A 14,056-nucleotide genomic window follows, 5' to 3' on the forward strand; every position below is an offset into this window, starting at 1 on the left:
TGACGGTGTCGACGTGCTCCGCGAAGCCCGCCTTCTCGTCTTCGATCGGGAGGTTCACCGCGACGACGTCGTGCCCGCGCCCGGTCAGTTCCGCCATTTGGGTCGTTCTAACGACCCAAATCACTCACGACAACCTAGCCACCCTCGCCCCCGACCCCTTGCCCCCGGCGCTCTCGCCCGCGTCGCGCGCCCCGCGTTTCGTCCTCTGGATGCGGTAGCTACCTGACGTCGGTGCCGGGGCCGCGCTGCCCGCCCTGGAGAACAGGAAGGTGTGAAGGTCGAGTTTCCTCGGCTGAGCCGAGGGAAGGGGGCCTTCTGTAATGGCCGGTTTCTGACCTGCACAAACGCGCTAGATGGGCTCGTGACCAGCGAAAATCGATCCTGTGAGTACTGGTCGTTACCGGCCCTTATCGGTGCTCCTGTGTACCCAGCGTGTACCGGTACACGAACCGTAGGCCCCCACCTTTGCCCAGGTGGGGGCCTACTTTTGTTCTGGGTGCCGGGCGCCTCGACAACGTTCGTTCAGGGCGTTGGACCCTCCCGCGTCCACTCAACGCACGTGGGCCGTTCGCCCCCGGACGCCAGATACTCATGCGCCGCTGCGCGGGCGTCGCTCGCGGGGATCTCGGCGTCGTCGGGGTACTCGAACTCACCCGTAACAAAGTAGTACATGACTTCGCCGTACTCAGGGAGCGGAAACGTCCCGCCCTTGCTGTAGAACTCTTCGGTCTTGCCCGCGTAGCGCAGGACACCACGGCCCCCGTCGAACCCCACCGAGAGGTCCGGCTTAGCCATGTCGCCATTCTGCAAGAGCTGAACGAGCTGCGGGCCGTCCAGGGCGGCTACGTCGTCTAGAAGGGCGTCCAGCTCCGCCGGGGTGGTCACGATGACGGGAGTGTCCGTGTGGCCTTCGTACCACGCTGAGACGGTCATTCAGAGGCTCCTGTGTAGCGATTGACGACGGGTGTTCCGTCCGCCTTGACGCCGTGGACTGTGAGTGTTGCTCCGGGTGGTAGCACGGACGGCATCACGGTGTCGCAGCCAAACGGCCCAGGACACGGAACGTGATTCAGGGTAACGGTCACGTCACGCAAGCTCGTTCGAGCCATCCGAACCGCAAGCCGGGTTTCGACGTGGGACGCGATGGCCAGACGGTTGTATCCGAGCTTCGTCAGATGAGCCTGTGCAGCCTCGTACGACACGTCGTCCGGGTCGTCCGGGTCCGGCTCGTGCTTGCCGCTCACTATCTCTTTGGCGGGCTCTCCCGACCCGTTAGCGAACCAGCGCCCGTGTGTCTTCTGGCCGCGCTCAGTGACAGGTGGGGGCAGGTCCGCGCGGAGAGCTTGAGCGCGCTCGTCGTCCGAGAGACCGCCCTCTGGACTCGTGGTATGCACACCAGGCCGGACGCGGGGCCGATCTTCACGCTTCGACTCTTTGACCTCGACGTTTGCCGGTTTTGTCGACGCGCCGATCTTCTCCAGATACGCCGAGATGCTCGCCTTCGCAGTCCCGAAGTGGCTGACGGCTTGCTCTGCGGAGCGGCCTAGCTCGTCATACAACCCCGGCAAGGCGCCTATCTCCGGATCACTGGTCCCGTAGACCGCTTGACCAAGATGGGACGCGGACTCTCCGAAGCCCTCGGCGGCCTTCTGCATAGCCTGCTCTGCCTGCTCAAGGGCTGTGACGGCGGCGCCGAGTGCTGCGGCGACTGCTTCGATTTCGCTCAAGCCACACCCCCTGTCTCCCCCGTGTCGCGATCATGACACGGGGGTCTGACAAGGAGTGCCTACTGCGAGGTCGTCAACAGGCGCCGAAGATCTTGAAGACTGCCTGCGGCCCGGCCGGAACGTACATCTGCAAGAGCGGCTGCGGCCTGATCCGCGAGGTCACGCGCCTGTTCAAGACGGCCTTCGTGGGCATACAGCGTACCCAGGCTGATCACGATTCCAGCTTTGGCGCGGGCTCGATCAGATCCAAACTGCGGCAAGATGGCTTCAAATCGGCGTATGGCTTCTTTGCGTTCGCCCGCTGCGCTCAGAGACTCGGTGATCAGCTTGTCGACGTGAGCGAGCGTAAGGAAGGTGGCCCACACTGGAGCGTCGCCCCCACGCGCGGACAGCTGCTCCGCCAGGTGAATGTGTCGGCGAGCTTGTGAGGTCTCTCCAGCGTTCGCTAGGTGACGCGCACACACCGCGTGCAGGTTGGCTTGTTCGAGCGTGCACACGCGCGTGTCCGAGAGCGCGACGCTAACGATCTTCGCAGCTTCGGCGGGAGCGTCCTTACCTATCTGAGATGCCGTGTCGATCAGGACGTGAGCACGCAGGTCTCGATCGTTGCCCGCATCGGCGGTGGCCAAGGCCAGTTCGGCGAGTCGGCGCGCTGAGTACTTTCGACCGGCGTCGTAGTGCGTCCATGCGGTCCGATCGGCCAACGCCGCGACGGCCGATGACAGAGCGGTCCTGGTCGTATCCGTCATGGATGCGTCCAGCAGGCTAACGGCCCACTTCAGGGCACCGGTGGATACATCGGCGGCTGCTGCGCCGCCCAATCGGAGATCAATCGCGGTGTAGGCGTTGGTAGCTTGAAGGACTGCTTCAACCTCGGACGTTCCCACCTTGGAAGGCACGTCGGGGGACACCAAGCCGTCAAGTAGACGCGACAACGGTTCAGGAGCCGCAGCACCAGCGGCCATAGCCGCGACTGCGGCCAAGAGTTCCCTGCGGTTCACATCCTCACCTAGCCCTTGCACGTCAAGCGTGCGTTCGTAGGCTGCTACCAGCTCTGGGGTAGCTGTCCGCTTCCCATTCTCCACCAAACTCAGCATGGACTTGCTGTAGCTGGTCTTCTTCGCCATGTAGTCAAGGCCAATCTTGGCCTCCAGGCGTGCCGCCCGAAGCACGTTGCCTGTTTCAGACACTTCAGCGGCCCCCTCGCGCGGTTGTCAACGGCTGTCAACAGTTGATCAGTTCCAAGTACGCCGCGTAGTGCCGAGACTACTTGAGGGTGTATGCGTCGCCAACCTCCGCCAATCCGGACGGCTCGCGTGCTCCGAGACAGCACTCATCACCAAATCGGCACCGGAGAGCAGGTAAGGACTATGGAGACCGGAGCGGTAGTCATCGTGATTGGGCTCTTCGTCCTGGCCGGGGTGCTTGGAGTGATGACCTTCCGGCGGCAGCGAGACGAGCGACTAGGGCGTGCTTCCAAGCGCGTCCCATGGGCTGTCCTAGAAGCTCGCATCAAGGATGAGCGGCAAGCGGAGACCGGCACCGCTGCGGCGCTGCGGTGTCAGCGCGAGGGCGTGCCGGTTCCTTGCGCTTCGGCGCCCAGGGTTCCCCAATACGTCATGAACCATCTAAGAACCGCCGCTGCGCGAGTGCCACGCTCCGGCACCGTAGTCATTCCGAAGCAGTCGAGAGCGGAAGTTACACAGCCCCTTCCCGTAGTTGGCCGCATGAAGGTACGAGATGAATATTGACGAAGCCTTTAAAGAACTTTCAAAGCCCGAGTGGGAAAAGTGGGCCTTCGGGGCAGAGGATGATGCACTCGGCCTTGTATATATCTACTGGTGGGACGAAAGCGCCGATGTCGTCCTACTGCGAGATGAGACCTCCGCAGACGCCTACCGTGCGCGAATCAGTAAAGAGGTACATCCATTCGCGCCTGAAATAGTGGATTGGTATTTCGCCGGGATAACAGGCCAGACAGTGGGTAAAATATTGAAACTGCCACCGCCGGGCAACCCACACGCTCCCACCTATGGGTATCGATTTCATGGGTCAGCCCGGGTGCCCCTGACTTGGATGTCAGGACCAAAGCGGCTCATGAATGCGGGAACGCGTCGTCCAGGGTAATCCCACAGTCCACGGCGGGCGTGTCTGCTAAGCGCCGCGCGAGCGCTCGACGCGATACGCCCGCCGTGTTCCAGTCAACCAAAGGGACAATTTGAGCAGTGGCGACACGGCGAACGAGATTGAACAAGTTCGCCTCAAGATCACGGAAGTGATTCAAAACGCCTTACAGCATGTCGAAAGTAAGTGGGCGGAAGCGGCGCTCGATTTCGAGGCGGCCGTGGCCGGATATCAGAACCTCTCTAGTGCAGATGCGGTAAAGCTGGGATTCATGGAGGGGAACTATATCCTTACAGACTTCATCGCAAAGCAAGTCTTCATTAGCGCAATGCTGTCAACAATGCGACACTCTCTCTAGAAGGTTCAAATGAGTGACACCTCCGACGTGCTAGACGTCTACATTGCGAAGGTCTCGTTCGGCGTCGAAGTGGGTATCGTGTCTTCGGACTTCAGCATGGCCCTGCACGCGTTGCAGGGGATGATTAATGCGGGACACGCGAAATTGCCCGCGTCAACGTTTCTGGTCCGCCTAACCTTTCTGAAGGAATTGGATCGCTGGCCCGCCACGGATCAGAAAGGGCGCAACTTTCGAAGCATTGACGCGCTGCTCGATCAACGCATTTGCACAGTCTATGAGATCGCGGACGCGATGTATTCGACCCTGCTAAGGCGCGGGCGGCAGAACGGGCAACTTGAGGGGCAGCTATACGACCTGCTCTTGGAAACATCTACCTATTACCCAGGTTCCAAATTTAGGAGACATGCCCAGAAAGTCCGCCGTGGACCCGATTCGGAATTTCGATGAACGAGAGCGGCCCCCTCCCGGCGCGGGGAGGGGGCCTCTTGCGCTTGGGACACTAGTTCTCACACTGCGTCGGCCCGCCCTGGTTCTGGTGGGCAAGGGTGCGGTCGTCGGCACTGCGGACGGCCACGCTCTGGAAGTCGACCTTCGTGTCTTTCGCAGCCTTGAGCGCGGCCTCACAGACGGCCGTGGACGCTGCCTTGTCCGTCTTGGTGAGCGAGGTAGCGACGATGACCGCCCGGCCGTCTAGCGTGATCTGAGAGACCTTGGCGGCCCACGGGGCGGACTTGGTCGCAGCGGTGAAGATGTCGCGGAGAGCTGCGGGTGTGTCGGCGGCCGGAGCGGACGACGCCGGAGGTACGGAGGGCGCGGGGGCCGTTGCGGTCTCGGCGCCGCAGGCGGCCGTGAGGAACAGTGCGGCGAAGGCTGCGGCGGACGCAGCGAAACGGCGGAGGGACTTCGTCGTAAGGGCGTGGTTCACGCGCTCTCTATCGTTTTCCATGCGCCGATAGTTACTTTGTAGTGTGCACTACAAGAATGGACAAAAAGAAAGACCCCCCACCCGGAGGTGAGGGGTCTTCCTGTTCGGGTTAGAACCGGCGTGTAAGTCCGTCCCGGCCCGAGACGCGCTCAGGGTACCAGCATGCGCCAGGGCGCAGGGCCGACCTTCGGCCCTACTTTGCGGGGACCTTCCGGCGGCTTGGTTTCCGGGCGAGAGCAGTCTTGGCGGGTTCGCGTTTGGCTTGCTCGTACTCGAACCTGATGGTCTCCGAGATCCGGCCCCGCGTACCGATTTTGTAGCCGTTCTGTGCGGCCCAGGCTCGGATATCCGGGATCTCCGGGTTGACTAGCTTCTCTAGGTAGACGGGCCGTTGCGTGACGCTCAAGGCAGGGCGTGCGCCGCTGTCGATCTTGCGGCCCCCGATGCGTTGGGCCTTCGCGATGTACGTACTTAGGTACTCGCGCAGGTCGCTTGCACGTTTCTCTGACAGGTCAATCCGGTAGTGGACTCCGTCAAGGGCGAACGGGATCGGTTCGGCTCCCGGCGTCCCGTCGATGTCGCACACAATCGAAGCGATTATTTTCTTAGCCATGGCGGTCCTTACTGCTAGCTCCCAGACTAACGCATCGATAGTAACCCTTAGCGGATCAAGGTTTTGCATCGACCTGCAATGTTTTCATCTTGCTCTGGCGAATTGTGGTGCGCATTTCAACTGACCTGAAGACAGTTGTGGTGCACACGCCACAAAGGCCCCGCGGCCGGCGAAGGGACTCTTGTGGTGTGCACGCCATCTAGCGCCGGACGGTGTTCGGGTACTTGTCCGCCGTGACCAGGTGCGTCCGGGGAAAGCCCTTCGTCGTGCGGCACTCGCGGACGCTGAACACGGAGCCCGCGACCAGCTCCCGGATATGGTGCGTTGTTCCATGCTCGCAGGGCGACACCCGATGCAAGGTGACGGGCTCGGCTCTCACGCTGCCTCTGCGGGCTCGGCCGCGACCCACTCCGCAGCCTCGAACAGGTCCACGTCTCCGGCCTCGAACAGGGTTGCCGTGATCTTCAGCGCTGCGGCCCTGCGGGTCAGGTCGGCGAAGGTCTCCGTCGTGGCGGCCGGGCTGGTGTCCTGCCTGCGGTCGTCGGCCTCCGATGCGGTCAGGGCGAGCTTGTCGGCGACGTCGGCCGCGTCGGTCCGGGACAGAATGACGCTGCGGCTCGTGCCGCCTTCGACACCGACGCAGAGAAGGATTCCGGGGTCGTCGGTCGTCCGGCCCAGGAAGACGCCGGAGACCTCGCTTGCCTTGCCCTGTTCGGCGAGAAGCTCGCGGATCTTGTCGGCGACCGCGCGGGCGTCGTCGCTGGTGATCTCCAGTTCCGCCGCGTCGGCGAGCCCGTCTGTGGGTTCGGCTTCGTTGACGGTGATCAGGATCGAAGAGCCAAGGGCGGCAAGGCCGATGAAGTCTTCATCATCGGTAACACAACGGTAGACGTGCATTAGGTAGTCCTTAGAGGTCGTGTGGCGCGGAATCAGGCGGCGCAACGCGAGTCTTCGGGCGCGCGAGGCTTGACGACTTCCGGCGCCGGTTCGTCGGTGTCGGCACCGTGTTCGCGGGTGACGCCGATGGCGTCGGCGGCACGGGTCAGCTTGGCGAGCGCGGAAGCCCGCAGGCGCTTCACGTGACGCGTCGACATACCGAGAAGCTCGGCGGTCTCTTCGGTCGTGGCAGCCAACCCGCGAAAACCGAAAACCGCTTCGATGACGTCGCGTTCGCGCAAGGTCAATTCGGCGTGCTCAATGGTACGGCGGACGTCGTCTCGGTCTTCGACACGGGCGAGCGCTTCGGCAGCGGCAGGGTCGGCGGTGGTCTCCGCGAAGGAGAGCCCGGAGCTTGCCGCGTCGTTCCACTGCACGGGCGCACCGAACGCACTGCCGTGCACCGCCCAGAAGTGAGCGAGGCTCCAGCCGAAACGGGTGCGGGCGTACTGGACGGCCGCAAGTGTGTTGTACGTCTCGTCCTCGTTCGCAGTGGCGTTGAGAGCTTCCCGCAGCCGTCGCCGTTCCCGTCCTGGAATCGGTGGGCGGCCGGGCCGCTGCGAGTCGACCAGGTCGACCAGGTGGCGACGGAGGGACCGACCGATGTACGGGCCGATAGCTCCGCCGAAGCTCGCAGAGACCAGTCCGGCGCGCACGTCGACAATGAGCCGAAGTGCGCCTTCCTGGTGAAGGTCTTCCCGGCTCAGTGCAGCGTCCCCCGCGACGCGTGCGGCCGTGCGTTCCAGGTCGGTCGCTACCCGCACGTACAGCGGCAGCTCGGCCGCGCGGTCTCCCTGTGCGATGTCCGCGACGAGATCCGGCGCCGTCCTGGTGTCTTCGTGTGCCTCCTCCGCGAGTCCGCTTGTGGCGAGTCGCGCGATGTGCCCCGGCAGTGCTGCGCCCTGCGCCTGAACCGCCTTGCCCGCGTCCATGCGGTCACGCAGCGTGTCAGTAAGCGCTCTCTGCCGGGTGGTGCCCTGAACCAACTTTCTCGTCCTCCCCCTGCCTCGCACGTGTCCCCCGACCCGAGTACTGCCCGGCCAAGCTAGCGCCAACCAGCGGGACACGCCTTCGTGAAAAAAGTTCGCCAAAACATGTAACGAGCAGGTCAGCGCGCTAGTCCTACTGTTCGGTAGGGACGGTTGAAACTTGAAACACCTGCTCGGCCTGCGATTGGACTCGAACGCGTGTTCGAGAGCAAACCGGACACGGGCATGCCCGTAATTCCGGGGTTCGTCCATGTGGTAGCGAACAGACCACGGCAATGTGAGTAGCGTCACTATTGGGTACTTTCAAGGCGTTAGGCCGTTCAAGTGATCTTGATCAACTCGCGGCACGGTCGGACTTCAGCGAGCGGCCTGCTTGCCGTGCTCGTTGGGTGGCCGCTTCGGTGTGCAATACGGCTTGCACGGCGTGACGGCGCGTAGCGTCCAGTGCCCAGTACAGCCCGGCGTCCTCTCGCGCGAGGATGACGTCTTCCACGGGACGGCTGACCCCGTCGACTGGTCGCGCGGGCGCTCCCTGCGGGGCCATACCGCTAGCGGAGTCGGCGGCCCCGGCCACGGACTCGAACGCGTCGGCGGCCGTCCGCAGCCTCCGCGCGATGGAAACGAAACTGTCGGCTCTCAGGCTCAATTCTTCATGCCCTTTCTTCGTCGGCGATAGCAAGCAATTCGTCGGCACGGGCCAGATACACCACGGCCGCGCGCAGGAGATCCGGCGACTCGCGGAAGTGCCCGATCCCGCTGTTGCACGAGTGGCAGAGCAGGGCGCGCACGGTGCCGGAGTGGTGGTCGTGGTCGACCATGAGCCCGAGCGGAAGCCGGTCTTCGTGTCGTCCGCAGAGGGCGCACCGGTAGCGCTGCGCGGCCCGCAGCTCGTCCACGTCGGCGGCCGTGATCCCGTACCGGGCGACGTAGCGGCGATTGCGTGCCGCGTCGCGGGTGGCCTGGTGACGGATGGCGGCGGCCCGGCGGGTGCACGTCGCGCAGACTCCCCGGCGGCCGTCCCGACTCGACGCACGCCGGTAGTACTCGGACAGGGCCTTGAGCGTCCCGCAGTGGGCGCACACCTTCATGTCCGTCATGCGGCCGTCCAGGTGCGCCACAGGCCCCGGACGTCCGTCCGCTGGTCGTCGGTCAGGTCGGCGAGCCTGCCGGGCAACCACTCACCCAGCGTCCGGCCGCCCTTGGACAGGTTGCATCGCGAGCAGGCCGGGGCAAGGTTCCACGGCGCGTCATCCCCCGCCAGAACGAGCGGCCAAACGTGGTCCAGGTGCTCGGCCTTCCCACCGCAGTAGGCGCATCGGTCGCGGTAGAGCCTGCGCAGCCACGGCACGTCATACGCGAGCGCGTACACGGCCCTCTGATCGGCCCGTAAGGCGTGACCGCGTGCTCTCTGCCGATCCCGGTAGGACGGGAAGACCCGGTATGCCTGGTCGGCGAAGTCCCGGAAGTACCTTGCTGCCTGCGCGGCGAGCGCGTCCAGGCATGCCCGGACGTCGTCGGCGACTTGTGGTGTGCACGCCAATCCGGCCCCGCGGCCGGCGAGCGGTGCTCTCGTGGTGCACACACCAAGGTCGGGCCGCTCCGTGTCAGCCCGCAGCGCGACGTGATGAGCCTCCGCCCGGCGGGCAGCCTGGTCCACGTCGCCGTACTGCGCGAGCATCCGGGCCGTCTCCTGTCGGCGCCGGGCCTTGAAGTGCTCGCCCGCGCACGAGCGGCACAGGAACAGCTTGCGCGGCCACATCGGGTAGACGCGGACCCCTTCGGTTGCTCCGCAGCGACACCGCGCCATGGTTCCCCCCTCTTCGTTCAGGCGGCGGCCCCGTAGAGCGATCCCCAGGTGCGTCCGCCGATGTCCAGATCTGTTGTGAGCGGCACGCCGAAAAAGTCGGGTACCGCCATTGCCGTTTGGATTTCGTGCCCGATTTCTTTCGCGTCTTCGGCGGGCGCGACGAAGACCACTTCGTCATGCACCGGAAGCCGGAGGAAATCGGTCAGGCCGCGCTCATCGAGCCGCAACAGCGCTTCGGCCAAAACGTCACGCGAGGTGCTCTGAACCATGTAGTTCGTGGCCCCGTAGAGCCGTCGCCGGTCGAGAGGGAGACGGCGCCCGGACGGGGTGATGACCTCCTTGGCGCCCCACTCAGCCCGGTTCTGAAGCCGCTTTGAGTACCGGCGAACCCCGGCGTAAGCGCGGTCATAGGCGCGGATGGCGGCCTTGACCTGATCCAGCGGCGCCCCGGTCTGCCGGGCGAGGGTGTCCGGGCCTCCGCCGTAGACCTTCCCGAACCCGATGCCCTTGCACACCTTCCGGTGGTACTCGGTGAAGCCGGGGCCGTAGATCAGCTCCGCCGTGAAGCCGTGCAAGTCGCGGCCTGCGTGGATTGCCGCTGTCATCTGGACGTCCCCGGACAGCGCGGCGAGTACCCGCAGCTCGACCGCCTGATAGTCGACCGTGCCGACGACACAACCCGGTTCGGCCTGCATGGCGCGGCGGATCACCCAGTCCCCGGAAGGGAGTTGCTGAAGCGGAGGCCGGGAAATCGACATCCGCGCCGTGCGGGCCTGAAGACTCGCGATGTCCGGGTGAATGCGGTCGTGTGCGTCTCGCCGGGACAGCATGGCGTCCGCGTAGGACGTCTTCCATTTCGACGCGCGCTTTGCCCGCAGCACAGCGTCCGCGAGGTAGTTCGGTTCGCGGGCGCCGATGCGTTGCCACTTGCGGTCAAGGTCCGCGAGCGGCAACAGCACTTCCTTGTCGACCTTCAGCGCGCCGGATTCCGTTGTCTCCGTGAGGGTTTCGCCCATGCCTTCGAGCGCGGCGGAGATTTGCGCCGGAGCGTTGACCGACGACACGCCGAACCTGCGGGCAACCGCGCTCCACTCGTCGGACTCGGCGAGCAACCGCGCTGCAAGGGTTTCGGTGTACTCGACGTCCAGTAGGAAACCCTTGGCCTCCATCCGCGCGCACACCAGCGCTACCGCGTGCTCGAACTCCGAGAGTCGTTCGTACCCGGCGGCCTGCGCGAGCGGACCCAGCACGCGGAACAGGCGGGCCGTCAGGATGACGTCCAGACCTGCGTACAGGGTGTACAGGGGATTGTGGATGTCGATTGCGGCCCAACCGGTCTCCTTGGTGTGTCCGATCTTCCGGAACTCGCCGTACAGCCCGGCTTGCGTGTCCGGCGCATCCGGATCGACGTGCCGGGCGCACAACGGTTTGAGTCCTTGCCCGATACCGCCGGGGTCCTGCGGTCCTCGCGGGTCGAGCAGGTGCGCGAGAATCCGCGTGTCCGTGATTCGGCGCCACAAGCCCGTCAGTTCCACACCGAGATGTGCCCACACGGCGAGCGCATCGAACTTAGCGTTGTGTGCCAACAGGAACGGCAATGTTTCGAGCGCTTCACGGACAGCGGCTTGTGGTGCACACACCAATCCTGCCAGGGGGTCGACCGGGAGAACCCATGCTTCGCGTTCGGTGCCGAACTGGACCAGGCGGACCCGGAAGCCGGGTGCGAAGATGTCGAGCCCGGTCGTCTCCGTGTCGAACGCGATCGGGCGGTTTTCGTTGCTTCGGCACCATTCCAGGAACGCGCGAGTGTCCTCGGACGTCTCGACGTTGCGGACGGTGACCTGTTCCCCGGCGATCCGGTAGCGCTGTACGCGCATAGCCCCCCTTGCTGCAAGCGCGCAGAACTGACCAGGCCACAAAGAAAACTCTGCGGCCCGGCCTGCCTGCTTGGTGGTTGCGGGCTATCCCGCGTGGATCTCGTCCGGTCGCGCCATTCGCACGCCGAGCAGCTTCTTGCCCGCGTTCGCGCGGATGCTCTTCACCTTGCGCGATTCCAGATTGCGGGCAAATTCCCTTGGTCCCCAACGAAGAACCTGCATCACCTGCTCTTCGTCGCGCCAGTCCTGGAACATGTCCCACGCCTGCTTTTGCAGGATGCTTCCCTGCGGGTCCCGCACGAGCACGCCCGGCAGAAACCCGTCCAGAAGGTCGGACTGTTGTCGGTACTCGGCGACGGCCGCACGGACAGACGCGGGCTCACGCAGGCCCCCGGCGTACCACTCGGCCGCTCCCTGTACGGCCCACGCAAGGATTCCCGGCGATTCATCGAGCAGCGCCCGCGAGAGCATCGGGTCCTTGTCCGCGTCGCTGAACGAGCGGGTGAACGGGATAAGCCTTGTCCTGCGCCAAAACCCGTCATCCTGCCCACGTACATCCGGCCTGTAGTTCGTGGCCATGAGCATCAGCGCGGTGGGCTGAAACGTGAAGATCCCCTTGTACAGCTCGCGTGCCGTAACGGGGTCCCCGGCGGTCAACTGCTTCAAGAGAGCTTCGTTCAGCCGCAACCCTTCCGACAGTTCGGAGAGCACCGCGAGGCGGACACCGCGCAGCGCGGCAAGAGCCGGGTTCGCGGCTCCTGGATCGTAGCTCCGCTGGTAGGCCACGGCCGCTTGTGACACATGCCCCGTGACCCCGTGAAGTACCTGCGCCAAGGTGTTGACGAACACCGACTTGCCGTTAGAGCCGTGCCCGTAGAGCAGAGCGAAGGCGTGCTCTCGTGTCTCGCCGGTGATGCCGTACCCGATGAGCCGACGCATGTACGCGGGCAGCTCGTTGTCATCCGGGAAGATCTCGCCGAGAAAGCGTGTCCATCGTGGACACTCCGAGTCCGGATCGAAGTCGGCCCGAATGATCTTCGTCAGCCGGTCGTTCCGTGCGTGAGGGCGAAGCCGTCCGGTCCGCAGGTCCACGGTCCCATTGGCGAACGTGAGCAGGTGCGGGTGAGAGTCGAAGTCTTCGACATCGTGACCGGTGATCGTGCGCAGGTGTTCGAGCGCGGCCCGGATGCCGGAATCCATGTGCATCCGGCGAGTCGTCTTCAGCGCGGACTTGTAGGCGTTGGACTCGTCACCGAACCGCTCGCGGATCTCGGCAAGCTCCGCCGTCATCGCATCGGCCACCCGGTGCCCGATCGCACGTTCACGTGTGGCGCTCATGACCGACCACACAGTGCCCGTCCACGTCAGGAACCCGACTCCGTCCACATAGGCCGTGTCCTTGCCAACGATGTCCAGCGCCCGGCGGGCGTTCGCGATGTCGGTTCCCTCCATCGGCACCCGCTCCCCTCTCGGCTTGGTCGGTGTCGGCGGTGTCGTGTCCTGGGCCGTCCACGCGGGCGCGTCGGATACAGCGGTGTGCAGCGCTGCGGCGAAGACCTCCGGCGAGTCGGCCCGCCACGCAGCAAGATCCTTGATCCCATCCGGAATCGCGAGGACGCACACTTGAACTCCCAGCGCGGCGAGCTGCGCGCCAAGCGCTTCGTTGAACTCCCGCCCGCTGCGGTCGTTGTCCCCAGCAAGCACGAACAACGATCCCTCCGGCGCCCCGTCGACCAGCTCTCGCGCCGTGCGCTCCGAACGCGCGACCCCGGAGCCACGGACGGCCACGGCGGTGTACCCGGCGGACACGGCCGTGAGCGCGTCGCCTGGTCCCTCGGTCACTAGGACCGTGTCGAAGGAACCGGAGGTGCGGAACACCCCGGTAGCGCTCCAGCGCATCCCCTCCGCCGGACTCGCCAAGTTCACCCAGCGGGCCGGGCAGGCTCCGCCGACGTCGCGCCCTTGAAGCCCACGCGGGGTGCCATGCCAATCGAGCATCGGCACGACCAAACGCGGATGAGCGGTGTACGCCTGCGTACGGAAGTCCTTGCCCCGCGTCGTCACGGTCCCGTCGTCGTGGCCAAGCTGAAGCTCCCTGCCCATGTCCTCGGTCACCCCGAACCGCTCCAGCGCGTACACGACGCTCTCAGAGCCGGGAAGGCGGGCGGCTGAGGCGGTCACGTACTGCATGAGCGCGGCGACGGCGCCGGGGTCCAGCTCCACGGGCGGAGCGTCGGAGAGCGTCGGCTCACCGCTCACCCCGAACAGGTCGCCCACCCGCAGCCCGGCGGCCGTCAGGACGGCATCGGTCGCGCATCCGGCGCGGCAGTGGATCAGCGCCCGGCCGTCAGGCTTGAGCGACACGAACAGCGACGGACGCCCATCCTTGTGCGCCGGGCATGCCACCAGGACCCCGCCCCGGTCTTCGAGCACGGCCCCGCCACCCAACCGCTGTAGCAGCGCGTCAACGTGCAACGTCTTCCCCTTCTGATCAGTTGGCGTGTGCACCACAAGCCACCCTTCGCCGGCCGCGGGGCCGGGATGTGGCGTGTGCACTACGCGCGGACCACGTCTGACCTGCGCCGAGCGAGCCACCGGGCGAGATTGGCAAAAATTGGTAACGGCCCCGGCACGTCGGGCGTGAACGACGAAAAGGCCCCCGAAGCCGTCCAGGTGGACAGCTCCGGGGGCGGTAATGCG

15 protein-coding genes are annotated in these 14,056 nt (G+C 65.1%); 2 read left to right on the top strand and 13 right to left on the bottom strand.

Annotation, left to right across the window (positions count from 1 at the left end):
* Positions 1-522 precede the first annotated feature (522 nt).
* The 3 genes from AB0M65_RS13835 to AB0M65_RS13845 are packed head-to-tail and all read right to left on the bottom strand — an operon-like array spanning position 523 to position 2,917.
* Positions 523-933: an Imm1 family immunity protein gene (locus AB0M65_RS13835; RefSeq protein ID WP_364026418.1), complete on the bottom strand. Its 411-nt coding sequence runs from the start codon at positions 931-933 to the stop codon at positions 523-525.
* Entirely contained in the window at positions 930-1,727 is a 798-nt protein-coding gene (locus AB0M65_RS13840) for a DddA-like double-stranded DNA deaminase toxin (protein WP_364026421.1), read from the bottom strand. The genes AB0M65_RS13835 and AB0M65_RS13840 overlap by 4 nt, the downstream gene beginning before the upstream one ends.
* Positions 1,728-1,786: 59 nt before the next feature.
* Positions 1,787-2,917, bottom strand: a complete 1,131-nt coding sequence (locus AB0M65_RS13845) for a helix-turn-helix transcriptional regulator (protein ID WP_364026424.1) — start codon at positions 2,915-2,917, stop codon at positions 1,787-1,789.
* A gap of 1,028 nt (positions 2,918-3,945) precedes the next feature.
* Here AB0M65_RS13845 and AB0M65_RS13850 point away from each other — a divergent pair.
* Entirely contained in the window at positions 3,946-4,209 is a 264-nt protein-coding gene (locus AB0M65_RS13850; RefSeq protein ID WP_364026427.1) for a hypothetical protein, read from the top strand.
* Positions 4,210-4,218: 9 nt separating this feature from the next.
* On the top strand, positions 4,219-4,656 hold the full coding sequence (locus tag AB0M65_RS13855; protein ID WP_364026430.1) for a hypothetical protein: 438 nt from the start codon (positions 4,219-4,221) through the stop codon (positions 4,654-4,656).
* A 52-nt stretch (positions 4,657-4,708) separates the two neighbouring features.
* On the opposite strand, the gene AB0M65_RS13860 is transcribed toward AB0M65_RS13855, so the two are convergent.
* From AB0M65_RS13860 to AB0M65_RS13905, 10 genes are all read right to left on the bottom strand, one after another.
* Complete coding sequence (locus AB0M65_RS13860) at positions 4,709-5,155, bottom strand: hypothetical protein (RefSeq protein WP_364026433.1); 447 nt, start codon at positions 5,153-5,155, stop codon at positions 4,709-4,711.
* Positions 5,156-5,327: 172 nt separating this feature from the next.
* The gene (locus AB0M65_RS13865) at positions 5,328-5,747 is read right to left on the bottom strand and encodes an Lsr2 family protein (RefSeq protein WP_364026436.1); all 420 of its coding nucleotides are present in this window, start codon (positions 5,745-5,747) and stop codon (positions 5,328-5,330) included.
* 199 nt (positions 5,748-5,946) lie between these two features.
* Positions 5,947-6,096 (bottom strand): hypothetical protein, encoded by a 150-nt coding sequence (locus tag AB0M65_RS13870; protein ID WP_364026439.1) that lies wholly within the window; start codon positions 6,094-6,096, stop codon positions 5,947-5,949.
* Between the two features lie 26 nt (positions 6,097-6,122).
* Positions 6,123-6,689: a hypothetical protein gene (locus AB0M65_RS13875; protein ID WP_364026442.1), complete on the bottom strand. Its 567-nt coding sequence runs from the start codon at positions 6,687-6,689 to the stop codon at positions 6,123-6,125.
* Entirely contained in the window at positions 6,677-7,615 is a 939-nt protein-coding gene (locus AB0M65_RS13880; RefSeq protein WP_364026445.1) for a sigma-70 family RNA polymerase sigma factor, read from the bottom strand. The genes AB0M65_RS13875 and AB0M65_RS13880 overlap by 13 nt, the downstream gene beginning before the upstream one ends.
* A 391-nt stretch (positions 7,616-8,006) precedes the next feature.
* Positions 8,007-8,318, bottom strand: coding sequence for a hypothetical protein (locus tag AB0M65_RS13885; RefSeq protein WP_364026448.1), 312 nt, complete (start codon positions 8,316-8,318; stop codon positions 8,007-8,009).
* 4 nt (positions 8,319-8,322) lie between these two features.
* The gene (locus AB0M65_RS13890) at positions 8,323-8,769 is read right to left on the bottom strand and encodes an endonuclease VII domain-containing protein (RefSeq protein ID WP_364026451.1); all 447 of its coding nucleotides are present in this window, start codon (positions 8,767-8,769) and stop codon (positions 8,323-8,325) included.
* Complete coding sequence (locus tag AB0M65_RS13895; RefSeq protein WP_364026454.1) at positions 8,766-9,479, bottom strand: HNH endonuclease; 714 nt, start codon at positions 9,477-9,479, stop codon at positions 8,766-8,768. Before AB0M65_RS13895 ends, AB0M65_RS13890 begins: the two co-directional genes overlap by 4 nt.
* Before the next feature lie 17 nt (positions 9,480-9,496).
* Positions 9,497-11,356, bottom strand: a complete 1,860-nt coding sequence (locus AB0M65_RS13900) for a DNA polymerase (RefSeq protein ID WP_364026457.1) — start codon at positions 11,354-11,356, stop codon at positions 9,497-9,499.
* An 84-nt stretch (positions 11,357-11,440) separates the two neighbouring features.
* Entirely contained in the window at positions 11,441-13,864 is a 2,424-nt protein-coding gene (locus AB0M65_RS13905) for a phage/plasmid primase, P4 family (protein ID WP_364026460.1), read from the bottom strand.
* Between the last annotated feature and the right edge of the window lie 192 nt (positions 13,865-14,056).

The organism is Amycolatopsis sp. NPDC051071 (genome assembly GCF_040682875.1).
Classification (GTDB): Bacteria; Actinomycetota; Actinomycetes; order Mycobacteriales; family Pseudonocardiaceae; genus Amycolatopsis.